The following is a 25,298-nucleotide window of genomic DNA, read 5'->3' as shown; positions in this document are numbered from 1 at the left end:
TAACTTTGGTTACGCCAGGCCTGAACTTCGGTGGGACGCCGCAGCGAACCGGCCCGGCTACGGTCGTGGTGTGGCGAAGCGCATGCAAGTGGTGCTGCTGGCGGCGGTGGTCGCGGCGGGGACGTTCGTGCCGGTCAGCGGCGGCCCGATCCCTTACCAGCTAGCGATTTCCGGCGCGCCGCCGATCTTCGGCGTCCTGCTGTCCGCCGTGCTGGCGGCCGCATCGGTGATCTGCGTTCTGCTGCTGCCGCGCACGCCCTGGCCGACGATCGCGATCGGGCTGGGGGCCTGGCTGCTGATATCGGCCTGGGTAGCGCTGTGCGTCGGCTCGTACCTCGCCGCCCGCACGATCCGTGAAACGCGGTGGCTGATCGGCTGCTTCGCGGTGGCGAGCGCGGCGGTGCTCCTGCCGACGGCGATCGGCCTGGCCTTCGGGCGAGCGGATCTGGCACTGGGCGACATGCTGTCCGCTCTCGGCGGCGTCGGCTTGTTCGTCGCGCTGCCATTCGTGCTCGGCCTGTGGAACCGCTCCCGCCACGACGTGCTGGAGGGCCTCCGCGAGCGCAGCGTTCAGCTGGAGCGCGAGCAGGCCGCCCGCGCGGAGCAGGCGCGGATGCAGGAGCGGGCGCGAATCGCCCGGGACATGCACGACGCCGTCGCCCACCGGGTGTCGCTGATGGTGCTGCACGCGGGCGGGCTGGAGGTCAACGCCGCGGACCCGGGCACCGCCGCGACCGCCGAGCTCATCCGCACCACCGGCCGGGAAGCCTTGGCGCAGCTCAGGGATTCCATCGGCGTCCTCAAGAGCGCGACCTCGGACGCCCGCCTCGGGCCGCAGCCGACGCTGGTGGACCTCGACGGCCTGCTCGATCGGTCCCGGGAAGCCGGCATCCCGGTGCACCGGCACGACGAAGGGGCACCGCAGCCGCTGCCCGCCCTGGTGGAGCAGGCCGTGTACCGGGTGGTGCAGGAGGCGCTCACCAACGTCCACAAGCACGCCGGAACGGCTCGCACCGATGTCGAATTGCGTTACCTGGACTCGGTTCTGGAGGTCGACGTGATCAACGAAGCGCCGCGGACACTGGTCGAGCCGCTGCCCGGCAGCGGCATGGGGCTCGTCGGCCTGCGGGAACGCGTCGAGCTGCTCGACGGCTCGTTCGCGGCCGAACCGAGCGCCGACGGCGGGTTCGCGGTGTCCGCCCGGTTCCCGCTGGAGGAGCGCGCGTGATCCGGGTACTGGTGGTCGACGACGAGGCGCTGGTCCGGGTCGGGCTGCGGATGATCCTGGAGCCGGCGGCGGACATCGAGGTGGTCGGCGAGGCGGGCGACGGCGGCGAAGCGATCACCGCCGTCGCGAAGCACCGGCCGGACGTGGTGCTGATGGACGTCCGCATGCCGGGCGTGGACGGGCTGACCGCGCTGCGGGCGCTGCGGCGTTCGCCGACGCCGCCCAGGGTGATCATGCTGACGACGTTCGACCTGGACGACTACGTGCACACCGCGCTGCGCAACGGCGCGGCGGGATTCCTGCTCAAGGACACTTCGCCGCGCGACCTGGCCAACGCCGTCCGGATCATCGCCGAAGGCAGCGCCATGCTCACCCCGAGCATCACCAAGCGGCTGATCGACACCTTCGCGGAGCTGGAACCGCCGGGAGCCGCGGCGGCGCGGCAGCGGCTGGCGGCGCTGACCGAGCGGGAGGGCGCCGTGGTGCGCGCGGTGGCCAGGGGCCTGTCGAACGCCGAGGTCGGGGCCGAGCTGGCGATGAGCGAGGGGACGGTGAAGGTCCACGTCAGCCGGGCGCTGGCGAAGCTGAACCTGTCGAACCGGGTTCAGCTCGCGCTGCTGGTCCGCGATGCGGGCCGTTGAAGGCCCGTGCGCACCGGTCGGGGCGCACGGGCCTTCGCGCGGCTATTCGGCGAGCTGGGCCTGCCACATCCAGTGCGACTTCTCGAGCTCCGCGGCGATGCCGATCAGCAGGTCCTGGGTGACGAGGTCGGTCTTGTCGGTCTCGTCGATGCGGGCCCGCAGCCGGCGGATCAGCTCCGCCAGCGCGGCCACGATCGCCGCGACCACCTCGCGGTCGCTGCGCCAGTCCGAGTCGAACTTCGGCACGCCGGAGCCGTCGGCGACGGTCGCGGCACGCCCGTCGGGCGAGACGCCGATGGTGGCGGCGCGCTCGGCGACGTCGTCGGCGAAGCCGCGCGCGGTGGTGACCAGTTCGTCCAGGTGGAGGTGCACGTCGTGGAACAGCCTGCCGACGACGTTCCAGTGCGCCTGCTTCGCCACCAGGTGCAGGTCGATGAGGTCCAGCAGGGTGCCCTGCAGCACCTTGCCGGTGATCTCCCGGTCCTGGTCGGCCAGCGGGCTGGAAATCGGGGCCTTCTTGACGGTCTTCTGGGCCATGGGCTGGGCCACCTCCTCGAGCGCGAGCAGACCTCTCGAGGGTCCTGCCTCGGCGGTGCCCTCGCACTTCGAAGCCCCGTGCCCAGCCGTGAGATCAGTCCACGGCAGTTTCAATTGAAACTGGGTTCATCAGTTTCAATGAGCGTTTTCCATCCTGCTCGGCCCGCAGTCGCGGGTCGCAAAGGTGCACGTCGATGGGGTGTCGCATGCGCCGCAGGCGCATAACCCACCTACGACACCTGCACCGCCGCGGGTTCACGGTGCCCACCCCTTTGGGGTTCCCTCGGCGAGGACGGCCCTGACGCCGTGTATTGGACATACATAAGTCAGGGCACCCACAGACCAGGGAGCCTCTGAGGTTCCGCCACCCGCACCGCCACGCAAAACGAGGTTGGAAAAACCTCAATGGAAACTGGTGACCTCCGTGCCTGGCGGAGCGTGGTGCGGGCGGCCGGGAGCAGCAGGGGTCAGGCGCGGTTGGCGAAGTCGACGACCTGGTGGCCGATGGTGCGCAGGACGTTCGCCACCTTCTCGTCGGCGCACTCGCCGCCTGCCTCGAACTGCGTTTCGGCCGAGTTCACCGCGCCGCCCAGCGGTGTCGGCCAGCCGCGCAGGGCGTGCACCACCGAGCGGAGCGCCTGCAGCGTCGTCACCGTCGCCTGCCAGCCGTAGGCGATGCCGATGCAGCCCACCGCGCGGCCGTCCAGGTAGGGGCGTTCGTCGCCGCGCAGGTCCTCGGCGTAGTCCAGGGCGTTCTTGATCAGCCCGGAGATCGTCCCGTGGTAGCCCGGCGAGGCGAGGATGACGCCGTCCGCCGAGCGCAGGGCGTCGACCAGCTCCAGCGCGTTGTCGGTGCGCTCGGTCAGCTGCGGGTCGTAGAACGGCATCACCAGGCTGCTGCCGGTGATCGCGTGGACCTTGGCCCCGGCCTCACGAGCCCCGGCGAGCGCCGCGTGCAGCACCCGCTCGGACTGCGAGTCCGGCCGCACCGATCCGCCGATTCCCACCACGGTCACCGTCATGCGTTCGATCCTTTCACCCGCTGCCCGCGTCTGTCCCCCTCCAGCGGGGCTGCCCGCCACGCTAGAACTTCGAGCGCGCTGGAGGTCAAAGCCACCTGGCCGTGTCCCGGGCCACAGCTACCTGCGGGTAACCTCAAGCACCACTTGTCGCCTTCCGGGGAGGTCAACGCCGATGTCGAAGGTCCTCGAACTGGTGCAGCCGACGTTGGAGGCCGCGGTCGTCCGCGGCGTTTTCGCACTCCCGAAGCCCGCGCGGCGGCTCCTCGCGGGACGTGCGATTCGACTGGATGACCAGGAACTCGCGCTCGATGCTCAACTGCTGCTCAAGTTGATGCGGCTGGCCGGTCACGAGCAGCTGTCGGCGGCCACCCCCGAGATCGCCCGCGCCAGGATGCGGCGGTCGACCAAGATCACCGCCGGTCAGGTGCCCGGCGTGGTGGTGGCGGACCGCCGGATCCCGACCGCATCGGGCGACCTGGCGGCGCGGCTGTACCGGCCGCGCGAGCTCTCCGAGCCGGGTCCGCTGCTGGTCTTCTTCCACGGCGGCGGCTGGGTCATCGGCGACCTGGACAGCCACGACGACCTGTGCCGGTTCCTCGCCAAGCACGCCGGCATCCGGGTGCTGTCGGTGGACTACCGGCTCGCGCCGGAGTTCCCGTTCCCGGCCGCCCTGGACGACGCCATCGACGCCTACCGGTTCGTCGTCGAGAACGCCGCAGAGCTGGGCACCAGCCCCGACACCATCGCGGTCGGCGGAGACAGCGCAGGCGGCAACCTGGCCGCCTCGGTCGCCCTGCACGCCACCCGGTCCGGCCTGGCGAAGCCGGTGTTCCAGCTGCTGATCTACCCCGCCGTCGACGCCACCGCGCGGCGCCGGTCGCGCGAGCTGTTCGCCAACGGATTCCTGCTCACCGACGGCGACATGGACTGGTTCATGAACCACTACGCGCCGGAGGAGGACGTCCGCCGCGACCCGCGGCTGTCGGTGCTGCTCGCCGAGGACCTCAGCGGGCTGCCGACGGCGCACGTCGTCACGGCGGGCTTCGACCCGCTGCGCGACGAGGGCGAGGAGTACGCGCGGCGGCTGGCAGAGGCCGGGGTGCCGGTGATCGCGCGGCGGTTCCCGGACCTGATCCACGGCTTCGCCAACCTCCGCTCGATCGGCGGCCGCTTCCAGGAGGCGCTGTTCGAGATCGTCGGCACCCTCCGGGCCGGACTGGAACTCCAGAAGGCCTGATGGCAGGCCTATGAGCACCCGTGGACGCCGATGGATGCGGTTAGCGGGGCCGCCTGTCAACTAATCGGGTGAAGGCGCCGGTTTCGCGCTTGGTCTCAAGGGGTCGGTGCAACATCTCTGAAATGATCTTGGTGGAGGTGTTGCGGGTGTCGGTGGTCGAGCGGCATGGCGGTGAGGTGTGGCGGCTGTGGCAGGAGGGGTTCGGGCAACGGGAGATCAGTCGTGAGCTGGGGGTTTCACGCAAGTCCGTGAGCAGGATTGTGGTGCCGTCGGGCGGGATCCCGCCCGCACCACGCCGTCGGGCGGTGAGGGCGTTGAGTTTCGCCGAGCGGGAGGAGATCTCCCGGGGGCTTTCGGCGGGGAAGTTCCTGCGGGAGATCGCCCGCGAGCTGGGCCGGGACGTGTCGGTGATCTCGAGGGAGATCGCCCGCAACGGCGGGCACCAGGCGTATCGGGCAGCCGAGGCCGACCAGGCCGCGTGGCAGCGGGCAAGGCGGCCGAAAACGCCGAAGCTGGCCGGGAACCCGCAGCTGGCCGCGGTGGTGGCCGACGGGCTGGAGCAGCGGTGGGCGCCGCAGCAGATCGCTGCCACACTCCGCCGGGACTACCCGAATGATCCGGAGATGCAGGTGTCCCACGAAACGATCTACCAAAGCCTGTTCGTCCAGGCCAAAGCTACTCTGAAGACGGAGCTGGCCCAGTACCTGCGGCGTAAGCAGCGCCTGCGGCGGCCCCGCGCGGCCGCGGCCCGGGCCGCGAAGAACACCAACGGGCGTGGCCAGATCCCCGACCGGGTGCCCCTGTCGCAGCGCCCGCCGGAGGCCACCGACCGGGCCGTGCCCGACCACTGGGAAGGCGACCTCATCCTCGGCTCCCGTGGCAGTGCCGTGGTCACCCTGGCCGAACGCCACTCCCGCTACCTGCTGCTGATCGCCCTACCCCACGGCAAGACCGCCGAGGCCGTCCGCGACGCCCTCGCCCACGGCATCACCCGACTGCCCGCCCTCCTCGACCACGACCTGCGCCACCACCACCGGCTCAACCCCGCCGCACCACGGAAATCCGCAGTCGACCTCCCACAACACTTGTCCATACAGGACATGTGGAAATCGGTGACGTGGGACCAGGGCAAGGAAATGTCCCAACACGCCCGCTTCACCATCGACACCGGCGTTCAGGTCTACTTCTGCCCACCCGGCCAACCCTGGCTACGCGGCACCAACGAGAACACCAACGGCCTCGCCCGCGACTACCTCCCCAAAGGCACCGACCTCCGCCCCTACACCCAAGAAGACCTCGACAACATCGCCCACCAACTCAACACCCGCCCACGCCAGACCCTCAACTGGATGACACCATCAGAAGCACTAGCCCAAGCGCTTGGTGTTGCACCCACCCCCTGAAAACACACGCGAAAACGGCGCCTCGCAGGCGTGGGGAACGCCGTTTTCGCGCGAAAACGGCGTCTCGACGCGGGCAGAACGCCGGTTTCGCGCGAAGCCGTCACCCGACGGGCATCATCCGGACCGGCTCGTCAGCGGCCGAGGAGTTCGCGGAGGCGGTTGAGGAGGTCTTCCCGGTTGGCGCAGCCCAGGCGTTGCTTTATGCGGCTTATGTGGTGCTCCACCGTCTTCGCCGAGATGAACAGGCGCTTGCCGACCTGCTTGTAGGTCAGCCCCGCCAGCACCAGCTCGGCGACCTCCTTCTCCCGCTCGCTGAGCAGGTCGGTGTCGCCGCCGCGCACCGCCCGCGGCCGCGGCGGCTTGCCCTGCAGGGCCCGCGCGCATTCCAGCAGCGCGAGCATCGCGCGCCGGTCCTTCGTGTGGATCGCCGCCTGGCCCGCCAGGCGCGCTCCGTCCCAGGCCAGCCCGGCCGAGTGCAGCCCTCGCGATGCCTGCTCCACCTCGTCCTGGTCCACCTGGCCGGTGAGGATCCGCAGCCACACGCGGGCGGCTTCGGCCATCGCCGCAGCCAGCGGGTTGTGGTGCGCCATGCCGTCCAGGTCGGCCGCGAGCTGCCGCGCGTCGTCCAGGTCTTCCAGCACGATCGCGGCCTGCAGGCGCTTCCAGGTGAGCATCGAAGTCCACAGTGGAGGATTGCCGAGCCGTTCCAGCAGGCTGCGCGCCTCCGCCAGGTACGGCGCGATCCAGTCGAGGTCGCGCAGTCGCGCCGCCGCGACCACGAGTTCACCCAGCGGCAGCAGGGCGAACAGGTCGACGGAGTGCTCGGCGACGGCCTGCCTCGCCTGACCGCGGGCGGCGGCGAGGGCTCCCATGTCGTTGTCGCGGCTCGCGATGCCCGCCTCGATCGCGGTGGCCAGCAGCCGGTCGCGCGCCGCCGGACCGGCCGCGGCCTGGAGCTTCACGCGGGCCGTCACCGTGTCGCCGCGCACGAGCGGCAGCCACGCCGCCAGCAGCCGGTGCCGGTGGTGCAGCAGCGGGCCGCCCGCACCGGCACCGATCGCCCTGTCCAACGTGGACTGCGCGACCTCCAGCTCACCGCAGTGCAGCGCGACCAGGGCGGCGATCGCCGCCGGGCTGTCCGGCACCAGGACCCCGCGGCCCACCGGCTCCGAAAGCGACGCCGATCGCACCAATGTGGACAGTGCCGTCGCGGCCGAGCCGACGACCGATTCCCGGACTCCGGCGGCGAGTTGCGCGGCGGCGCCGGTCATCGACGTCGGCGGTCCGGCGTCGTCGGAGGAGCTGAGCAGCTCGTCGGCCTCGCCCAGCCGGCCGGAGCCGATCAGGCCCAGCGCGGCGAACGCCCGGTCGCCGGGCCAGCGCAGCTTCCCCACCGACCACCGGCACAACTCGGCCGAACGCTCCAGCAGCCCGCGGTGCGCCAGGACGCTCGCCGCGACCTGCACGCCGAGTTCCCTGTCCGGCACCGCGTCGTCGACGATCACCTGATCCGCCAGGCGCAACGCCTCGTCGAGGTCGCCGGCCACGGCGGCGGCGCGCGCCTGCCGCGCGGCCACCGACACCACCGGAATCCCCGCCGACACCGCCGCGGCGAACAGCGGCCGCGCCAGGTGCGGGGCATCGCGCAGGGCCTCGTCGCCCGCCTTCTCGAACGCCGCGGCCAGGGTCGCTTCCGGCAGCAACGCGATGTCGGCCCCGAGCAGCGGACTGACCAGCGGCAGCACCGAACCGCCGCGGGCCAGTTGGATTTCGACCAGGCGACGGGTCACCCGGAGCCGCTGTTCCCACGGCGCCAGCCGCAGAGCCGCCGCCCGGACGATCGGCAGCAGCACGTCGTCGGCGCCGACCAGACCGGCGGCTCGCACCGCGAGCAGCGCGGAGCCGACCTCCGCCGGGTCGAGGTCGAGCAGCGCGGCGAGCAGATCCGGGTGCGGGGTCGCACCGATCGCCATCGCCGTCACGCATTCCCGACCGGCCTCGCCGAGCTGGTCCAGGTCGTGCTGGAACTGGTCGAGCGCGCGCGGCGGCAGCTCCGCCGCGCCCGGCTCGGCCGCCGCGAGCACCCTGCTCACGTAGCGCGGCACGCCGCCGGTTTGCGCCTGCAGCCAGCCGATCCACTCCGGCGCGACCGCTCCGGCCTGCGCCGCGATCTCGTCCCGTCCGAGCGCGGCGAGCAGCACCGGGGCGCCGAGTTCGCCGATCAGCTCCGCTAGCGCCGCGGGCCGCGGGCTCGGCCGGTAGGCGACGACCAGCCGCGTGCCGGGCCGCCGGGCGACCTCGCGGAGCTCGCCGAGCACCGCATCGTCGAGCCGGTGGGCATCGTCGACCAGCACCGCACCCTCGCCTGCCCGGTCGAGCGCGTTCGCGCCGAACACCGGGATCCCCGCGTCGTGGTAGGTGCGGGCGAGCTGCTCCAGCAGCGCCGTCTTCCCGTATCCGCCCGCACCCTGTATTCCGGCGACGAGCGACGCGGCCGGATCGGCGGCGATCACCGACCGCAGCCCGGCCGCGTGCCCGTCCGGCAGCAGGGCGGGACGCGATGTCGTCGAGTGGTTCACGCCTGGAGTCCTTGTCATCCGGGTCACTGGCGCATGTGTTGAATCGCGCTGAGGACGCCGCCGAGCGGCGCGTTGTTGGGCAGGAAGAAGGTGAGCAGCAGTCCGCCGATGATCAACACGGCGGCGATCGACATTTTAATGATCTTGATCCGTCGTGCCCGGTCCTCGTCCGGCGGTTCCAGCGGCAGCGGCTCCACGTCGACCGGCGGGCGCGGCGCCTCCACCGGTTCCGCGTCGTCGTCGAACGACTCCTCGGACCCCTCGATGCGCATCAGCACGCTGGTCTCGGCCACCGAACCCTGGTCGGTGTCGGTGGAAAGCACCTGCACCGCCGCCAGCGCCGCCCCGCCGGCCGCGGCCAGCTCGGGCGCGACGTCGACCTGCGGCGGCAGCTGCAACCGCTCGGCCACCAGCTGCTTCAGCAGCGGCGTGCGCGCGGTTCCGCCCGCCAGCACGACGGAATCGAGGTCGTCCGTCGAGAGCGTGGCCGACTGCACCGCCTGCAGGATCAGCTCGGGAACCCGCTCCAGGTGCGGCCGGGCGAGCTGCTCGTACCGCGAACGGGACAACGCGAATTCCGTGCGCACACCGGGCAATTCCACCCGCAGCTGCACGCCTTGCTGGTGCGACAGCGCTTCCTTCGCCCGGACGCACTCCGCGCGCAGGTGCGCGAGGGCGGCCCGCTGGTTGAGATCGGCGAGGTCCAGCGCGTCCAGCCGGTCGCCGAACTCGGCGCGCACGGCGGCGAAGATCTCGTCGTCCAGGTCCTGGCCGCTGGGGTGGTCGGAGTTCAGCGGCGACCCGACGACCTCGAACCCGCGCTCGCGCCGCCGCAGCACCGTCGCGTCGAAGCCGCTGCCGCCGACGTTGGCGATGACGATCGGCTCGTGCTCGGCGACCCGTTGCTTGGCCGCGTAGTCCAGGGCGACGGCCATCGGTTCGGCCACCAGCGTCACGTCGGTCAGCCCGAGCTGGGCCAGTGCTTGGTGGGCGAGCCGGGTGCGGTGCGGGCCCCAGGTGGCGCTGTGCGCGATGGCGATGTGCTCGGCGGGATGTCCCTGCCGGTGGGCGACCGCGTCGGCCACCCACTCCACCATCGACGCGACCAGCCGCTGCGCTGGGATGAACTCGCTGCCCACCAGCAGCGGCAGGTCGTCCCCGAGCCGCCCGGTGAAGCCGCGGGCGACCCATTCGTGGTGGGTGATCTCCTGCCGCTGGGCGGCTTCACCAGCCACGAACGAACCGTCCTGCACCTTGCACAGCACCGTCGGCACCACCGGCCCGGCCCCCAGCGGGACCGGCACGGCCGCCGACCACCGGCTGCCGTCTCGGCGGGCGATGGCGGCCGTGGTCGCCGTCGCGCCTAGATGAATGCCCAGGACGTAAGGCATGCAATCCCTTCGTGTTACCGAATCGGCCACCATCGAGCGATGCCCGCGTGGCCCAGGGTGGACACAATTTAACGCGTACTCGGTTACGCACAGGTGCCAGATGCCCCAACCTACCCCCCAACGAGCCACCTACTGGATCCCCTAATAGAGGTTCAAATAACTAGGAGTCGTACCCGATGGCTAGGGGGCCCCGTCGCCCTAACGTGATCAACAGCGGAGTGAGGGACCACGCAACCTCACCCGGACACCCAGCCGAGTAACCGCTGAGCATCGGGAGGCCCAACGATGGTGAACCCTCAGCACGCGGCCGAGTCCTCCACTCCCAGCCCGGGGACGCACTCCACCACCGGCCCGTCGGGCGAGCCGACGCTGCACGAGTTCCTCACGCGCCTCGTCAGCGACCCGGCAGCCCGATCGGCCTTCGACGCTGATCCGCAAGCCACGCTGGATCAAGCCGGCCTCGGGGGCATGACCGCGACGGATGTACTTCAAGCCACGTCACTGGTCCTCGACTACGCGCCGGTCGAGGTCGTGACCGAGTACGACCGCTCACTCCAGAGCAGCGTCGAGAAGTTCGCTGCGAGCACCCAATACGTCGCGATCAACCAACTGCATCCCGCACATCCGAACGAGCAGGAAGACCTGAGCATGCTGAAGAACCCCGCCCCCGCCGAAGACTTCGGTAAGAACGGCGACGTCGAGCCCACCATCCCGTCCGTCCCGGCCGTTCCGGCGACCCCGGCTCCGTCGAACAACGTCGACATCGACGTGCGTGAGAACCACACGGACTCGCACAACTTCATCAGCATCCACGACATCGCCAGCGGCAACGACATCGCCAACGGCAACATCATCGGCAGCGTCGTGGGCAACACCGTCGGCCAGGTCGGCGACAGCCTCGCCCTGGGCGACGTCACCAACGTGGTGGGCAACTCCGTCAGCGAGGTCAACCAGACCGCGACGCACGTCTTCGACACCAGCGTCGACCTGACCGCGGGTGCCGCCACCACCGTGTACGGCGACGTCACCAACGTGGTCGACAACTCGACCAACATCGACGTCCTCAACGTCGTGAACGAGGCCCCGGTCGTCGGCGACATCGCCAGCAACATCACCAACGTGCTGGGCGACGTGACCACCAACGTGACCTCCGGCGACGTCACCTCGATCGTCGCGAACGCCCCGGTCGTGGGCAACGTGGTCGGCGACGTCACCTCGGTCGCCACCAACATCCCGGTCGCCGGCGACCTGGTCACCAACGTCGCCGGTGGCGACATCACCAACGTGACCGACAACGTGACCGGTGTCCTGGGCAACGTCCCGGTCGTCGGCGGCGTCGTCGACACCGCGGTCGACACCGTTGGCGGCATCGCCGGCGGCGACACCTCCGGTGTCGTCCACGCCCTGCCGATCGACGACGCGACCGCCGCCCTGCCGCTGGCGGCCCCGCAGGACCTGCCGGTCGTCGGCGACGTCGCCGGTGGCGCTCTCGACACCGTGACCAGCGCCCTGCCGCTGGACGGCGTGCTCTGAACGCAGTGAGCAACTGAATGCCGGGATCCGCGGAATCGTGGATCCCGGCATTCTTCGCCTTTCGCTCGGAAAACTTGCACTTTTGGCACTCCCAGTGCACGCCTGGGATGTGAGTTCAGCCGTTTGGGTTTCTCTATTCGTCCCGGCACGCCACAATCGACGCCGTGATCGAGACGGCGTTGGTGGAACTGATCGATCGCGCGACTGCGGAATGCGCCGAGCAGCAACGCGCTGATCTGCACGGAAGGCTGCGGCAAATCCGCACCCGCGTGCTCGACCCGACCCAGCTCGTGCTGGTCGTCGGCGAATCGAAGCAGGGCAAGAGTGCCCTGGTCAACGCCATCGTGAACGCGTCCGTGTGCGCCTCCGGCGACGACGTCACCACCGTCGTGCCCACCCTCGTCCGGTACGCCGACGAACCGTCCGCCCTGCTCATCGAGCACGAGCCGACGAACGGCCCGGCCGCCCTGGATCGCGTGCCGGTGCCGATAGAACAGGTCGGCGAGCAACTGGAACGCGCCATCGCGAACGGCCGCCCGGTCACCCGCGGCGAGATCGGCATCCCCCGCGCCGTGCTGCAGAACGGCCTCGCGCTGATGGACACGCCCGGCGTCGGCAGCGTGTCCTCGTCGCTGACCAACACCACGCTCTCCGTCGTCGCCGAGGCCGACGCGCTGCTGATGGTCTCCGACGCCACCCAGGAACTGACCACCAACGAGCTGTCGTTCCTCAAGCAGGCCACCGCGCTGTGCCCGAACGTCGCGCTGGTGCTGCCGAAGATCGACCGCACGCCGCACTGGCGGAAAGTCCTCGAGGTCAACCGGAAACACCTGGACAACGCCGGGATAGCGGCCAAGATCTTCCCGGTTTCGGCCAACATCCGGATGCACGCGATGCAGGCCAGGGACGCCAATCTCAACGCCGAATCCGGATTCCCGCCGCTGCTGGAATTCCTCAAGGAGATGGCGGGCACGCACGACAACATGACGCGACGCCTGGTGGCGCACAACGTTTCCGAGGCGCTGACCCAGGTCAACGAAGCGCTGCGCGCCGAGCTGGCGGCGCAGAACCCGCGCACCGCGGCCGAAACCCTGATCGAGCTGGAGAGCGCGCAGCACCGCGCCGAAGACCTCCGGCGCGTCTCCGCCCGTTGGCAGAAGGCGCTCAACGACGGCATTTCCGAGCTGTACACCGACATCGAGTTCGACTTCCGGGAACGCAGCTGGGCGGTGTTGCACCAGGTCAACGAGGCCTTCGAAACCGCGGACCCGCTGGTGGTCTGGGACGAGTTCCTCGACTGGCTCGAAGCGCGGCTCACCGATGCGATCGTCGAAACCTTCGAGTGGTTGGACCTCCGGCAGGCCCGGCTCGCCGAGCTGGTCGCCAAGGAGATGCTCGCCGAGCACGGCCGCGACCTGCCCGCGCTGACCGAGCTCCGCCAGCCGGAACCGCTGGGCGAGGTTCCCGAGCCGAAGCTGCCACCGGGCTCGGAGTACAAGCGCTTCGACCAGTTCCTCACCGGTCTTCGCGGTTCCTACGGCGGCGTGCTGATGTTCGGCCTGATCACCTCGGCGTTCCTGCCGCTGATCAACGTGGTGTCGATCTCGGCGGGCGTGCTGCTGGGCCTCAAGAGCCTCGGCGAGGACAAGGACCTGCGGCTGCGCCGCCGCCAGGCCGAGGCCAAGGCCGCCGTGCAGCGCTACGTGGAGCAGGTCATCTTCCACGTGAACAAGGAGGCCCGGGACGCCATCCGCGGCGTCCACCGGGGCCTGCACTCGCACTACATGCAGATCACCGAAGATGCCCAGATGGAGATCAGCCGGGCCATCCAGGAGATCAAGCGATCGGCGGAGCGCAGCGCGGTCGACCGCGACCAGCGCGCCAGGGAGATCCGGCAGAAGCTGGAAGAACTCGCGGTGCTGCAGCGGCGCGCGACGATGCTGACGCAGAACCGGATCACCGCGGCATGAGCGGCGATCCCCTGCTGGAGCGCGCCCGGGCGCTGCTGATCCGCACCATGACCTTCTACCGGGACGATCCGCGCACCTCGACGTGGCTGCGCGGCCGGCTGGAGAGGCTGGACCAGCCGCTGCGCATCGCCGTCAGCGGGCGGGTGAAAGCGGGCAAGTCGACGCTGATCAACGCGCTGGTCGGCGCGGAGCTCGCGCCCACCGACGCCGAGGAGCGCACCCAGGTCAGCACCTTCTACCAGTACGGGCCGGAACCGAAGATCCTGGTGCACACGCCGCACGGCGCGGTGCAGAACGTGCCGGTGACCACTTTGGACACCGGCACCATCCGCGACCTGCAGCACTGGCGGCCGGATGAGGTGTCCCGGCTGGTCATCGAGTCGCCGACACCGGGACTGCAGGCGATCACGCTGATCGAAACGCCCGGCGTCGCGTCCGCGGCGGTGCAGGAGACGGGCCGCTCAGCGCTCGCGCAGATCCTGTCCGAGGCCGACGCGGTGCTTTACCTGACGCGGTATCCGCGGCAGACGGACCTGCAGTTCCTCCAGTCCGTCAACGAGTTGCAGACCGCCCGGTGCGTGCCGATCAACACGATCGTCGCGTTCTCGCGCGCCGATGAGACGGGCAGCGGCGGAACGGAGGCGCTGGAGGCCGCCGAGCGGATCGCCGACCGCTACCGCAACGACCCCACGCTGCGTTCGTTCGCACAGCACCTGATCCCGGTGATAGGGCTGCTCGGACAGGCCGTGGCGACGATGACCGACGACGACTTCATGGCGCTGCACAACGTTGCGCGACTCCCCCAGAACGACCAGGACGCGTTGCTGCTTTCGGCGGATCGATTCATCAACAGCACCATGGAATCGACGCCGGGACCGGCCCGGCAACGCCTCCTCGAACGGTTCGGCCACTACGGCGTCGTGCGGGCGTTGACGCTGATCCGCAGCGGCGCGACGGAGCGGAAGAAGCTGCAATCGGCACTGCTCGACGAGAGCGGCCTGAACCTGCTGCAGGAGACCGTGCACCAGCAGTTCGTGGAGCGGCAGGACGCGTTGCGCGCGCGGTCGGCGTTGCTGGCCGTCGACATGGTGTCTCGAGCGAATCCCCGACCCGGCGTGCAGCAGTTGCGCGGCGAGTTCGAGCGGCTGCTGGCGAACGCGCACGAGTGGAACGAGCTGCGGCTGCTGTCGGCGCTGGATTCCGGGCAGGTGCGGTTCACCCGTCCGCTGCAGACGGAAGCGAAGCGGCTGCTGGGAGCGTCCGGCAGCGCGCCACACGCGCGGCTCGGCCGGGAGGAGACGGCCCTGGCCGTGGATCTGGCCGACGAAGCGGCGGCGGCGCTGTCGCGCTGGCGGGAGCAGGCGGTCAATCCGCTGCACGACCGGCCGCACCGCGATGCGGTCCGCACGGTACTGCGCAGCTGCGAACGGCTGATCCTCCACCAGACCCACGGCCCGCAGCAGCCGCAAACCCCGCAACAGCAGAATCCCCAACGCCAGCACTCCGCCCACGGTCAGCATGGTTCTTCGGGGCAGCACGGCTCGGCGGGTCAGCACAGTTCTGCGGGTCAGCACAGCTCTTCTGGTCAGCACGGCTCGGCGGGCCAGCAGGGTTCCACTGGCGCGCACGGCACTTCGGCGCAGCGTGGCGCTCACTCGCAACCGGGCCCCCAGCGCTCGCAGCAAGGACACCCGCAACGGCACCACCACCCGCAATCCGGCCAGCCCCAGAGCTCCCCAGGAGCCCACGCCCGCGACTGATCGAAATCCATTGTGGACATTGCGTAAGCGCCCGTTTTCGCCGCTTCGAACCGCAGGACGACCGGCCGCGAGCCTTCCGAACTGCTCCGCTCGACCCGCCGCGAAGTCTTCCCGTGCCGCAGGCGACTGCACCCTCGCGATGCCGCCTGCCGCATCGGGCGTGAACCAGATTTCGCTTTCGTGCGGATAACGGGGTGTACCTGATCGGATCGAGGAGGACGGTCGATGGACTCGCCGCCGGTTCGGCCGGCGGAGTCGCGACCTGCCAAGTCAATCCGGTCACGACGCACGTCGCGCAGACCCTGCGCCGTGCTCGAAACACCTGTTGACCCGCAGACCTCTTTGGGAGCAGTTCATGACGAAGTTCGACGAGACGCAGCCGATCCGCGATTCCGGTCGCGCCACGGAGCTTCCGGGCGAACCGGCCCACGACCGCCGGACCACCGCGGGCGACGCACCCGCCGCGATGCGACAGCGCCGACCGCTGCGACGACTGGCGTGGCCGGGCGCGGTCGCGGTTGGTCTCGCCGCCGCGATCTCCGGCGTGCTCACTCTCGCTCCGTTCGGGGAGAGCGACAGGGGCACCCCGACGGCGAACGCCGAATCGGCACTGGTCACCGCGACGCCGGATCTCCCCGACCACCCGCCGCGGCCCGATCAGTTCGTCTACACGAAGTCCCAGAGCGCCGCCGGAATCCGCGAGACGTGGCTGTCCGCGGACGGGACGCGCGACGGCCTCATCGTGCAGTACGGCGGGGAAACCGAGCTGGAGGTGCCCCGCTGCGGGGACAGCAAGACCTACACCCCCGCAATCGATGAGACCGGATGCTGCTCGCCGGTTCCCGGGCACATCTACGTCCTGCCGACCGACGCCGCCGGAATGCTGGACTACCTGAAGGAGCGCAGCTCCGACCCCGGCAGCGCGTGGCTCATCGGCGAGGAGATCCGCGACATCGTCGCCGAGTCGTACGTGCGACCGGAGTCGAGAGCGGCCGTGTTCGAGGCTGCGACCAAGGTCCCCGGCATCTCCGTGGTCGAGGACGCGAAGGACGCGATCGGCAGGACCGGTGTCGGCATCTCGTTCCCGAAGCCCGACGGCGAGAACATCCGCGAGGAGATCCTGGTCTTCGATCCCACCACCTACGCCTACCTCGGCTCGACGTTCTCGGCCGAAGTCGAGACCGCGTTCGTGGACGAGGTCCGCCAGCGCCCCTGATCGGCGCGAGGCGGTTCGGGAACCACATCGGCGCCAGGCAACGCCGGCGCAGGCGTTCACCCCTGAGCCTCGGTGACCCCCGAGGGCCCACTCCCGCGGCTCATGACCATCCATTGTGGATTGGTCATGGCGTCGGCCGCGATGGCCGATTTCGCCTGGAGCGACAGGGCGGTCCGACGCGATCACCGGCCCGGATGGGCGAAGACCCGGGAGACGGGGGCTCCCGGGTCTTCACTCGTGGTGGTTGCCGCAGTCAGCAGCGGCGGGCCGACGTCGTCGGCCCTTGACCTCGGCGGCGATCTCATCGCCAGTGCGGCCCAGCTCGCTCGCCGCGGGTCATGACGGGTTCCAGTATGCCATCAGAAAACTGGAATTAGTCAAGAAAATAGGCCCGCCGTGCTCGGACTCACCTGCTCGCCCGCACCTGCACGTCCCACTCAGGCCCTGCGGGCGCCCATTACCCCAAGTCACGTAGCGCCGCGTGCGAGCCGAATCCTCGTCTCGGTCAGATCACCCGTGGACCCGATTCGGGCCCAGTGCGGAGAACAGGACGTACGAGGCCTGATCGGGAAGAGCATTCATGAGCTCACCAGCGCTGGACGGCGAAGTCGAGGACGACGCCGCGATACCGGAACACGCGAAGGCATGGGACCCGCTCGGGTTCTAGGAGTCGTCGCAACACCCCAGTTCAGTGGATGCGGAGTTTCGGATCCGGGCGGAGCTCCCGGGCCTTCACGACGTCGTTGGCCGCAGGGATGCACGTCATGCCGGGTTCATGATCGTTCCTCGTCGTGGCGGCCGGACTCCTCGGGCGCGGTCGCCGAGGATCGGCAGTCCGGGCAGTAGCCCCAGAACACGACCTCCGCTTCGTCCACCTCGTAGCCCGACGTGGACGACGGCGTCAGGCACGGGGCCTCGCCGTGGACGCAGTCCACGTCCTCGGTTCGGCCGCAGTTGCGGCACACCAGGTGGTGGTGGTTGTCGGCGGTCCGGGTCTCGAAGCGCGCCGGGTGGCCGGCGGGCTCGATCCTCCGCAGCAGCCCGGCGTTGCTGCACGCATTGAGCACGTCGTAGACGGCCTGTGTGGACACCGAACCCAGCTGCCGGCGCACCGCTGTCGCCACCTGGTCCGCCGTCGCGTGCGGATGACCGACCAGCCACCGCAGCACTGCGAGTCGCGGTTTGGTGACCCGGAGTCCGGCGGCACGCAACCGCTCGCGCGGGTCGTCCGCGCTGGTGGCGTGGTTGCTCTCGGCCGCACTGAGGGTCATAGCGAGGCCAAGTATGCCACCGAAAAATTGGTCTGAACCAGAATTGAACCCGGTCGGCACCCTGGATTGCTGCACCCGGCCCACCGGTTGCGACCACTTGGCTCAACCGATCGGCGTATCCGACCGGAGCCGGTTCAGAGCTCGAAGTCGCGCAGCGTCGCGTGCAGCTGCTCCACCAGCGGTCGGCGGCGCTCCATCTCCCGGGCCGCCGCCGGGTCCGGCGAGACCTTGCCCTCCGGCGTCACCAGCTCGGCGGCGCGCTCCAGCGAGTCGAACTCGCCGAGCGCCCGCCAGCCCAGCAGCACCGCGCCGAGCCCGGAACCGCCGCTGCCCTCGGCCAGCTCCAGGTCGATGTCGAGCGCCGCGGAGATGGCATCGGCCCACAACGCACTGCGAAAGCCGCCGCCGGTGGCCCGCACCGCACGCACCTCGGCCCCGGAATCGACTACCGCGTCCCGCACCAGCGCGAGCTGCTGCGCGACGCCCTCCACCACGGCACGCGTCATCTCGGCGCGGCCGTGCGAGTGCCGCAGCCCGACGAACGAGCCGGTCAGGCCCGGCTCCCACCACGGGGCCCGCTCGCCGAGCAGGTACGGCAGGGCCATCAGCCCGTTCGCCCCCGCCGGCACTACGGCGGCCTCGTCGAGCAGGTCCGCGACGTCGACTCCGAAGGCCTCCGACGCCCACTGCGCGACCACCGCGCCGTTGCTCACGGCACCGCCGATCACCCAGAGCCCGTCGCCCATCGCATAGCTGAACGTCCGGCACCGGTCGTCGACGCCCGGCCGGTCGCGCGTCACCCGCAGCGCCCCGCTGGTGCCGAGCGACAGCGCGGCGACACCGGGGCTGACCGCCCCGACGCCGAGGTTCGCCAGCGGGCCGTCCCCGCCGCCGAGCACCACCGGCAGCCCCTCCGGCAGGCCGACGGCCTTGGCCACCTGCGATTTCAGCGGCAGCGTGTCGGTCGGCGCGTGGATCTCCGGCAGCTGGTCGGCACGGATGCCCGCGACCTCCAGCGCCGGCTCGTGCCACCGCAGCGTCGTCATGTCCTGCAGGCCACTGCCCGAGCTCAGCGAATACTCGGTGACGAACCCGCCCACGAAGTCGGCGACGACGAAGTCCTTCAGCGCGCACCACCGCACCACGTCACGCGTCAGGTCCGGGCGACTTCCGGTCAACCAAGCCAGCTTCACCATGACCGACTGGGTGTGCACCGGCGTCCCCGTGGCCCGGTGCAGGGCCGACGAGGCGTCCCAGTCTGACCGCAGCCGCGCCGCCACCTCGGCCGCCTGGGTGTCGGCCCAGTTGAACGACGGCGTGGCCGGCTCACCGGCCGAGTCGAGCCCGACGACCGTGTGCATCGACGTGCTGAACGACAGCGCCGCGACCGGGTGGCCGTGCTCCTTCGCCCAGGCCACGCACTCGGCCAGCGCCGCGATCGCCGCGTCCCGGACCTGGACGGCGTCCTGCGTCGCCTCTCCGGGCTCCTCGGTGCGCAGCGGATAACCGCGCTCGGTCTGGTGCAGCACATGAGCGTCGCTGCCCGCCGCGACGACCTTCGTCGCGGTGGTACCGAGATCGATTCCGAGGACGACCGGAGCATGACTCATGCCCCCAACCTAACCGCCGGATGCCGCAACCAAGCCGCTCAGGTCGCGGCCCCGCGCGCACACGAGCCGAGCGCGTCGAACCCGATACGCACAGCCACCGATCCACGCTCCTTCCAGCGGGTTCGCAGCGGCCGACTTGTCCTCCGGCAGCGCCACGAATTCGTCCAGGGTCAACAGGTGATCGGGCCAGGAAATGATGTTCATGGGCCCACTGTGGCGGACGCCGGTTCCGGCCTTCAAGGAGAATTGGGCACAAACACACGTTCGAATGAACTCATATCACAAAAGGGCACCCTCCCCCGTCTACCAGGGGGAAGGCGCCCTTTTCGAGCCCGTGGGGCTTACTTCGCGAGGGTTTCGGCGATCTCGTAGGTGTTGAGCGCCGCGCCCTTGCGGAGGTTGTCGCCGCAGACGAAGAAGTCCAGCGTGTTCGGGAAGTCCAGCGCCTGCCGGACCCGGCCCACGTACGTCGGGTCGCCGCCGACCACGCCGGCCGGGGTCGGGAACACGCCGTTGTCGTGGTCGTCCTGCAGGACGATCGTCGGCTGCGCCTCGAACACGCGGTGCGCCTGCTCGACGGTCACCTCGCGCTCGAAGGTGGCGTGCACCGCCAGCGAGTGCGTGGTCACCACCGGCACGCGGACGCAGGTCGCGGAGACCTTCAGGTCCGAGATGCCGAGGATCTTGCGGGACTCGTTGCGGACCTTCAGCTCCTCAGAGGTCCAGCCGTCGTCCTTGCGCGAACCGGCCCACGGCACCACGTTGAGCGCCAGCGGCGCCTTGAACGGCGTCTCCTCCGGCAGCCCGGCCGCGGCCAGCGCCTCGGCGACGTCGCCGGCCCGCTGGCCGACGCCCTTGCCCGCCACCGCCGCGATCTCCGCGTACAGCCGGTCGATGCCTTCCTGACCAGCACCGGAGGCGGCCTGGTAGGAGGAGACGACCAGTTCGCGGAGGCCGAACTCGCGGTGCAGCGCGCCCAGCGCGGCCATCATCGACAGCGTCGTGCAGTTGGGGTTCGCGATGATCCCCTTCGGGCGCTCGTGCGCCTTCTCCGCGTTGACCTCGGGCACCACCAGCGGCACGTCGGGGTCCATCCGGAACGCGCCGGAGTTGTCCACCGCGACGGCGCCGCGCTCGACGGCCACCGGCGCCCACTGCGCGGACACCTCGTCCGGCACGTCGAACAGCGCGATGTCCACGCCGTCGAACGCCTCCGGCGCGAGCTCCACGACGGTGAGCTCCTCGCCGCGCACGGTGATCTTCTTGCCCGCGGACCGGGCCGAGGCGATCAACCGGATCTCGCCCCACGGCACCGACTCGCGGTTGTTGATGATGTCGATCATGACAGTGCCGACCGCGCCGGTGGCACCCACGATTGCCAGCGTCGGTGTCTTCTCCTGGGCCATCAGCGACCACTCCCCGCGTACACGACGGCTTCCTCGTCGCTGCCGAGCTCGAACGCGTCGTGCAGGGCGCGCACCGCGTCGTCGAGCTGGGTGTCGCGGATCAGCACCGAGATCCGGATCTCCGAGGTGTTGATGATGTCGATGTTCACCCCGGCGTTGGACAGCGCCTCGCAGAAGGTCGCGGTGACGCCCGGGTGCGACCGCATCCCGGCGCCGACCAGCGAGACCTTGCCGACCTTGTCGTCGTAGACGACCTGCTCGAAGCCGACCTCGTCCTTGATCTTCTCCAGCTCGGTGACGGCCACCTCACCGTTGCTGCGCGCCACCGTGAAGGTGATGTCGGTCAGGCCGGAAGAGGTGCTGGAGACGTTCTGCAGCACCATGTCGATGTCGATCTCGGCGTCCGCGACCACGCGGAAGATCCGGCCCGCGACACCCGGGTTGTCGGGCACACCGCGCACGGTGACCTTGGCCTCCGACCGGTCGTGCGAGACGCCGGTGATCATCGCCTGTTCCACGGAAAGGTCCTCCACTGAGCCGGACACGATCGTTCCGGGCTTGGGTGAGTAGGAAGAGCGGACGTGCAACGGCACGCCGTAGCGGCGGGCGTACTCGACGGCGCGCAGGTGCAGCACCTTCGCGCCGGTCGCCGCCATCTCCAGCATCTCCTCGTAGGTGATCCGCTCGAGGTGCTGGGCGTCGGGCACGATGCGCGGGTCCGCCGTGTACACGCCGTCGACGTCGGTGTAGATCTCGCAGACGTCGGCGTTCATCGCGGCGGCCACCGCGACCGCCGTGGTGTCCGAGCCGCCGCGGCCGAGCGTCGTGATGTCCTTGGTGTCCTGGGAGACGCCCTGGAAACCGGCGATCAGGACGACCTGGCCCTGCTCCAGCGCCTCCTGCACCCGGCCCGGGGTGACGTCGATGATCCGCGCGTTCTGGTGCGCCGAGGTCGTGATCACGCCGGCCTGGGAGCCGGAGAACGAGCGCGCCTCCGCACCGAGCGACTCGATCGCCATCGCGACGAGCGCGTTGGAGATCCGCTCCCCGGCGGTCAGCAGCATGTCGAGTTCCCGCTCCGGCGGAGCCGGGTTGACCTGCTTGGCGAGGTCGAGCAGCTCATCGGTGGTGTCGCCCATCGCAGAGCACACGACGACCACGTCGTGGCCCGCCTTGCGGGTCTCCACGATGCGTTCGGCTACCCGTTTGATGCGATCAGCACTTTCGAGTGAGGAACCGCCGTACTTCTGGACGACGAGCGCCACGTGAAACAAACCTCCTCGACCGTGCGGCCGTCCCGGGCGCGGGTTGTCCCCGCACTGACACCGAGTGGACGAAGGAGCACCCCGGCACACCGCGTGGCGGGCCGGAGGGCCCCGCGACCGGGCAGGTGACAGCGTCGGCCCACCGGGCCGAAACGGCCTCCTACCAGGTCGCTCCGCTGCCGGACTAGCCTACCGAACCGGTACCGCCCGACCCCAATCCCAAATGCCGCCACTACCCTGTGGGACGCGATTGTCGACAAGAGCGGAGGACCGGGTTGTCCACCCCTCCAGGAGCGATCGATCCACCTCTGAGTGATGTTGGAAACACCGCGGCTACGCTGCGGAAACAACCGGACTCGGGGTTGTCCGAGTGGCTGCGCCGGGGCTCGCCTCGGCAGCGCCGGATGATCGTCGCTTTCGCCCCTGCTGTGGTTTACCTCGCAATCCGGCTGGTCGGACTGCTGGTGCTGGCGTGGCTGTCGGCCGCGAACGACGAGGCGTTGGTCGACAACCTGCAGGCCTGGGACGGCCACTGGTACCTGGAGATCGCGGCGAACGGGTACGCCGGTGTCGACCCGAGCATGGTCGACGGTTTCGGCAACCGCTATCCCGAGACGCCGATGGCGTTCTTCCCCGGCTATCCGTGGTTGATCACGGCGTTTTCGCTGGTCCCGGGCGTCAGCGTCACCGGCGGGGCGATCACCGCGAGCCTGGCCTGCGGCGTGGTGGCCGCGTACGGGCTGGCCCGGCTGGGGCGCCGGGTCGGCGGCTCGCAGGTCGCCGGGTTGCTGCTGGTCGTGCTGTTCGCGGCGGCCCCGATGTCCGTGGTGCTGTCGATGGCGTACTCCGAGGCGTTGTTCTGCGCGTTGGCGATCTGGGCGCTGATCGGGGTCGTCGAGCGGAACTGGCTGCTGGCCGGGCTGTGCTGCGCCGGTGCCGGGTTGGTGCGGCCGACGGCCGCGGCGCTGATCGGGGTGGTCGGGCTGGCCGCGCTGGTGGCGATCGTGCGCCGCCGGGACACCTGGCGCCCGTGGCTGGCGATCGTGCTGGCGCCGGCCGGGATGCTGGCCTACATCGGCTGGGTGGGGGCCCAGACGGACAGCCTCACCGGTTACTTCGCGCTCCAGCAGCGGGGCTGGTCATCGGCGTTCGACGGCGGGAAGGCCACGTTCGAGTTCATGATCGAGGCGCTGACCAAGGACAAGTCGGTGCTCGAGACGTTCACGGTGTGGATCGTGCTGGCCGCGCTGGTGCTGCTGGTGCTGTGCGTGCGGCAGCGGATGCCGTGGCCGCTGGTGGCGTTCGCGGCCGCCGTGCTGGTGCTGGACCTGGGCTCGGACGGCTTGATGTACTCCAAGGTCCGCCTGATGCTGCCCGCGTTCCCGCTGCTCATCCCGGTTGCGATCGGGTTGGCGCGGCGCCGGACGACGACGGCGGTGACCACCGCGGTGCTGCTGGTGTTCTTCGGCTCGTGGTTCGGCGCCTACTCGCTGACGGCGTGGCAGTACGCGATCTGATGGACATCGGCGTGGGCGGCGGACAGACTCGCCACCAGCGATCCAGGAGGTGCCCGTGACTGCCGAGGAATACACCGCCGAGGTTCCGGCGAGCAAGCCCGCCGAGACGTCGGTGCCGTTGCACCCGCTGCTGGCCGAGCGGTGGAGCCCGCGCGCGCTGGACCCGGCCACGGCGATCGGCGACCGGCAGTTCACGGCGTTGTTCGAGGCGGCCAGGTGGGCGCCGTCGTGGGGCAACACACAGCCCGCGCGGTTCATCGCGGCGCGCCGGGGCGAGGCGACCTTCGACCGGATCCACGGCACGTTGTCGCGCGGCAACAAGGGCTGGACCAGCAACGCGGCGGCGCTGGCGATCGGCGTCGCGCGGGTGGTCGACGAGGACGGCGAGCCGATGCCCTACGGCGAGTACGGGCTGGCGCTGGCGGCCCAGAACCTCGTGCTGCAGGCCGTCGCGGAGGGTCTTTACGCGCACCAGATGGCCGGGATGGACCGGGACGCCGCGCGCGCCGAGTTCGGCGTGCCCGCCGAGTTCGAGCCGATGATCGCGATCGCGGTGGGCGGTCTGGGCACCTTGGACGGCATGCCGGAGCGGTTGCAGGAGAAGGAACTCCGCCCGCGCATCCGCAAGCCGCTGTCCGAGCTGGTCTTCACCGACACCTGGGGCGAGCCGCTGTTCTGAACCCTTCCCGTGCCATATCGTTTTTCGATAGTATCGAGAAACGATATGGCCGAAGGGTGGCGCACATGGGAAGCACGTCTTGGTGGACGCGGGCCGACAGCCGGGCCCTGGAGGCCGCGATCGGGCTCGGGCTGCTGCTGGTGGGCCTGTTCGGCGTCCTCTTCCCGGTCCTCGGCGTGACCGGCCCGCTGCCGCCGGTCGACACGCGCGAGGTCCGGCTCGCCGATGCCGCGCAGCTTCCCGGCGTCCCGGGCGCGGTCGCGCTGCGTGGAACCGACCACGCCGAGCTGGTCTTCGCCGCGCCCGGCTTCGCGGACCGGCTGCTGCTCGTCCTGCCCGAACTCGTCGGCAACCTGCTGCTCGTGGCGATCCTCTCGATCCTGCTCCAGGTCGCCCGGACGTTCCGCGACAGCGACCTCTTCGCGCCTCGGAACGCGCCGCGCCTGCTCGCCATCGCGATCGCCCTTCCGCTGCGGGGTTTCCTGGTTCCGCTGGCGGACATGGTCACCACGGATCTGCTGGCCGCCGGGACGCCGGCGGAGAACGCCATCCGCGTCGTCGCCGAGTTCGACCTGACCTCGCTGTTCCTGGGCCTGCTCGTCGCGGCCGCCGCCGTGGCGTTCCGCAACGGCGCCCGGCTGCGCGCCGATACCGAAGGACTGGTCTGATGCCGCCGGAGGAACCGCACCGGATCGAGTGCCACCTGGACCGGCTGCTCGCCGAGCGCGACATGACCCTCGCGGAGCTCGCCGCGCGCGTCGACGTGACGATCGCCAACCTGTCCATCCTGAAGAACAACCGCGCCAAGGCGATCCGCTTCAGCACCCTCACCGCCATCTGCCGCGAGCTCGACTGCCAACCCGGCGACGTCGTGTCCTACCGGGCACCGGGCTGAAGCCGCGCGGCGATTTCGCGCGAAATCACCACACGCAGGCACGCGGTACGCCGGTTTCGCGCGAAAACGCCACCCACAGGCACGAGGAATGCCGGTTTCGCGCGAAAACGGCGCACGGAGCAAGTGCCCGCGCTGCCT

Annotated in this window: 21 protein-coding genes; 12 read left to right on the top strand and 9 right to left on the bottom strand. The window is 70.3% G+C overall.

The features are described from left to right. Positions 1–70 precede the first annotated feature (70 nt). On the top strand, positions 71–1,228 hold the full coding sequence (locus BLW84_RS19820) for a sensor histidine kinase (protein WP_218157377.1): 1,158 nt from the start codon (positions 71–73) through the stop codon (positions 1,226–1,228). Next, on the top strand, positions 1,225–1,869 hold the full coding sequence (locus BLW84_RS19815) for a response regulator (protein ID WP_093267358.1): 645 nt from the start codon (positions 1,225–1,227) through the stop codon (positions 1,867–1,869). Before BLW84_RS19820 ends, BLW84_RS19815 begins: the two co-directional genes overlap by 4 nt. Before the next feature lie 42 nt (positions 1,870–1,911). Here the strand turns inward: BLW84_RS19815 and BLW84_RS19810 are convergent, their stop codons facing one another. Then, positions 1,912–2,406, bottom strand: a complete 495-nt coding sequence (locus BLW84_RS19810) for a Dps family protein (RefSeq protein WP_093267357.1) — start codon at positions 2,404–2,406, stop codon at positions 1,912–1,914. 467 nt (positions 2,407–2,873) lie between these two features. After that, positions 2,874–3,428, bottom strand: coding sequence for an NADPH-dependent FMN reductase (locus BLW84_RS19805; protein ID WP_093267355.1), 555 nt, complete (start codon positions 3,426–3,428; stop codon positions 2,874–2,876). Between the two features lie 172 nt (positions 3,429–3,600). Here BLW84_RS19805 and BLW84_RS19800 point away from each other — a divergent pair, with 172 nt between their 5' ends. After that, the gene (locus BLW84_RS19800; RefSeq protein ID WP_093267354.1) at positions 3,601–4,665 is read left to right on the top strand and encodes an alpha/beta hydrolase; all 1,065 of its coding nucleotides are present in this window, start codon (positions 3,601–3,603) and stop codon (positions 4,663–4,665) included. Between the two features lie 122 nt (positions 4,666–4,787). Further along, positions 4,788–6,068: an IS30 family transposase gene (locus tag BLW84_RS19795; protein WP_093267352.1), complete on the top strand. Its 1,281-nt coding sequence runs from the start codon at positions 4,788–4,790 to the stop codon at positions 6,066–6,068. A gap of 131 nt (positions 6,069–6,199) precedes the next feature. On the opposite strand, the gene BLW84_RS19790 is transcribed toward BLW84_RS19795, so the two are convergent. Continuing rightward, positions 6,200–8,647 carry a LuxR C-terminal-related transcriptional regulator gene (locus BLW84_RS19790; RefSeq protein WP_245761252.1) on the bottom strand — a complete coding sequence of 816 codons (2,448 nt, stop codon included), beginning with the start codon at positions 8,645–8,647 and terminating at the stop codon, positions 6,200–6,202. A 23-nt stretch (positions 8,648–8,670) separates the two neighbouring features. Then, the gene (locus tag BLW84_RS19785; protein ID WP_177226563.1) at positions 8,671–10,038 is read right to left on the bottom strand and encodes an Hsp70 family protein; all 1,368 of its coding nucleotides are present in this window, start codon (positions 10,036–10,038) and stop codon (positions 8,671–8,673) included. A 285-nt stretch (positions 10,039–10,323) separates the two neighbouring features. On the opposite strand from BLW84_RS19785, the gene BLW84_RS19780 reads away from it, so the two are divergent. The 4 genes from BLW84_RS19780 (at position 10,324) to BLW84_RS19765 (ending at position 16,517) form a co-directional block, all read left to right on the top strand. Next, positions 10,324–11,571 carry an IniB N-terminal domain-containing protein gene (locus tag BLW84_RS19780; RefSeq protein ID WP_093267351.1) on the top strand — a complete coding sequence of 416 codons (1,248 nt, stop codon included), beginning with the start codon at positions 10,324–10,326 and terminating at the stop codon, positions 11,569–11,571. A gap of 164 nt (positions 11,572–11,735) precedes the next feature. After that, on the top strand, positions 11,736–13,541 hold the full coding sequence (locus tag BLW84_RS19775; protein WP_093267349.1) for a dynamin family protein: 1,806 nt from the start codon (positions 11,736–11,738) through the stop codon (positions 13,539–13,541). Next, positions 13,538–15,301 (top strand): dynamin family protein, encoded by a 1,764-nt coding sequence (locus BLW84_RS19770; RefSeq protein WP_245761251.1) that lies wholly within the window; start codon positions 13,538–13,540, stop codon positions 15,299–15,301. The genes BLW84_RS19775 and BLW84_RS19770 overlap by 4 nt, the downstream gene beginning before the upstream one ends. A gap of 355 nt (positions 15,302–15,656) precedes the next feature. Further along, positions 15,657–16,517, top strand: a complete 861-nt coding sequence (locus BLW84_RS19765; protein WP_093267348.1) for a CU044_5270 family protein — start codon at positions 15,657–15,659, stop codon at positions 16,515–16,517. A 773-nt stretch (positions 16,518–17,290) separates the two neighbouring features. On the opposite strand, the gene BLW84_RS19755 is transcribed toward BLW84_RS19765, so the two are convergent. The 5 genes from BLW84_RS19755 to BLW84_RS19735 form a co-directional block, all read right to left on the bottom strand. Continuing rightward, positions 17,291–17,788 carry a Fur family transcriptional regulator gene (locus BLW84_RS19755; RefSeq protein WP_093267345.1) on the bottom strand — a complete coding sequence of 166 codons (498 nt, stop codon included), beginning with the start codon at positions 17,786–17,788 and terminating at the stop codon, positions 17,291–17,293. 134 nt (positions 17,789–17,922) lie between these two features. Beyond that, positions 17,923–19,398 carry a gluconokinase gene (locus tag BLW84_RS19750; protein WP_093267343.1) on the bottom strand — a complete coding sequence of 492 codons (1,476 nt, stop codon included), beginning with the start codon at positions 19,396–19,398 and terminating at the stop codon, positions 17,923–17,925. Positions 19,399–19,407: 9 nt separating this feature from the next. Beyond that, on the bottom strand, positions 19,408–19,602 hold the full coding sequence (locus BLW84_RS19745; protein WP_093267342.1) for a hypothetical protein: 195 nt from the start codon (positions 19,600–19,602) through the stop codon (positions 19,408–19,410). 137 nt (positions 19,603–19,739) lie between these two features. Then, positions 19,740–20,804, bottom strand: a complete 1,065-nt coding sequence (locus BLW84_RS19740) for an aspartate-semialdehyde dehydrogenase (protein ID WP_093267340.1) — start codon at positions 20,802–20,804, stop codon at positions 19,740–19,742. Then, positions 20,804–22,069, bottom strand: coding sequence for an aspartate kinase (locus tag BLW84_RS19735; protein ID WP_093267339.1), 1,266 nt, complete (start codon positions 22,067–22,069; stop codon positions 20,804–20,806). The genes BLW84_RS19740 and BLW84_RS19735 overlap by 1 nt, the downstream gene beginning before the upstream one ends. A gap of 428 nt (positions 22,070–22,497) precedes the next feature. Here BLW84_RS19735 and BLW84_RS19730 point away from each other — a divergent pair, with 428 nt between their 5' ends. The 4 genes from BLW84_RS19730 (at position 22,498) to BLW84_RS19715 (ending at position 25,160) form a co-directional block, all read left to right on the top strand. After that, positions 22,498–23,586 carry a glycosyltransferase family 39 protein gene (locus BLW84_RS19730; RefSeq protein WP_245761250.1) on the top strand — a complete coding sequence of 363 codons (1,089 nt, stop codon included), beginning with the start codon at positions 22,498–22,500 and terminating at the stop codon, positions 23,584–23,586. A gap of 55 nt (positions 23,587–23,641) precedes the next feature. Further along, on the top strand, positions 23,642–24,265 hold the full coding sequence (locus BLW84_RS19725) for a nitroreductase family protein (protein ID WP_093267336.1): 624 nt from the start codon (positions 23,642–23,644) through the stop codon (positions 24,263–24,265). Positions 24,266–24,330: 65 nt separating this feature from the next. Beyond that, positions 24,331–24,933, top strand: a complete 603-nt coding sequence (locus BLW84_RS19720) for a DUF2975 domain-containing protein (RefSeq protein ID WP_093267334.1) — start codon at positions 24,331–24,333, stop codon at positions 24,931–24,933. Next, positions 24,933–25,160: a helix-turn-helix domain-containing protein gene (locus BLW84_RS19715; RefSeq protein WP_093267333.1), complete on the top strand. Its 228-nt coding sequence runs from the start codon at positions 24,933–24,935 to the stop codon at positions 25,158–25,160. The genes BLW84_RS19720 and BLW84_RS19715 overlap by 1 nt, the downstream gene beginning before the upstream one ends. The last annotated feature ends 138 nt before the right edge of the window (positions 25,161–25,298 follow it).

Origin of the sequence: Saccharopolyspora shandongensis (genome assembly GCF_900106995.1) — a bacterium.
Taxonomy (GTDB): Bacteria; Actinomycetota; Actinomycetes; order Mycobacteriales; family Pseudonocardiaceae; genus Saccharopolyspora; species Saccharopolyspora shandongensis.
Note: the sequence above shows the minus strand (reverse complement) of the source record. Positions and strands in the feature narration are given on the sequence as shown.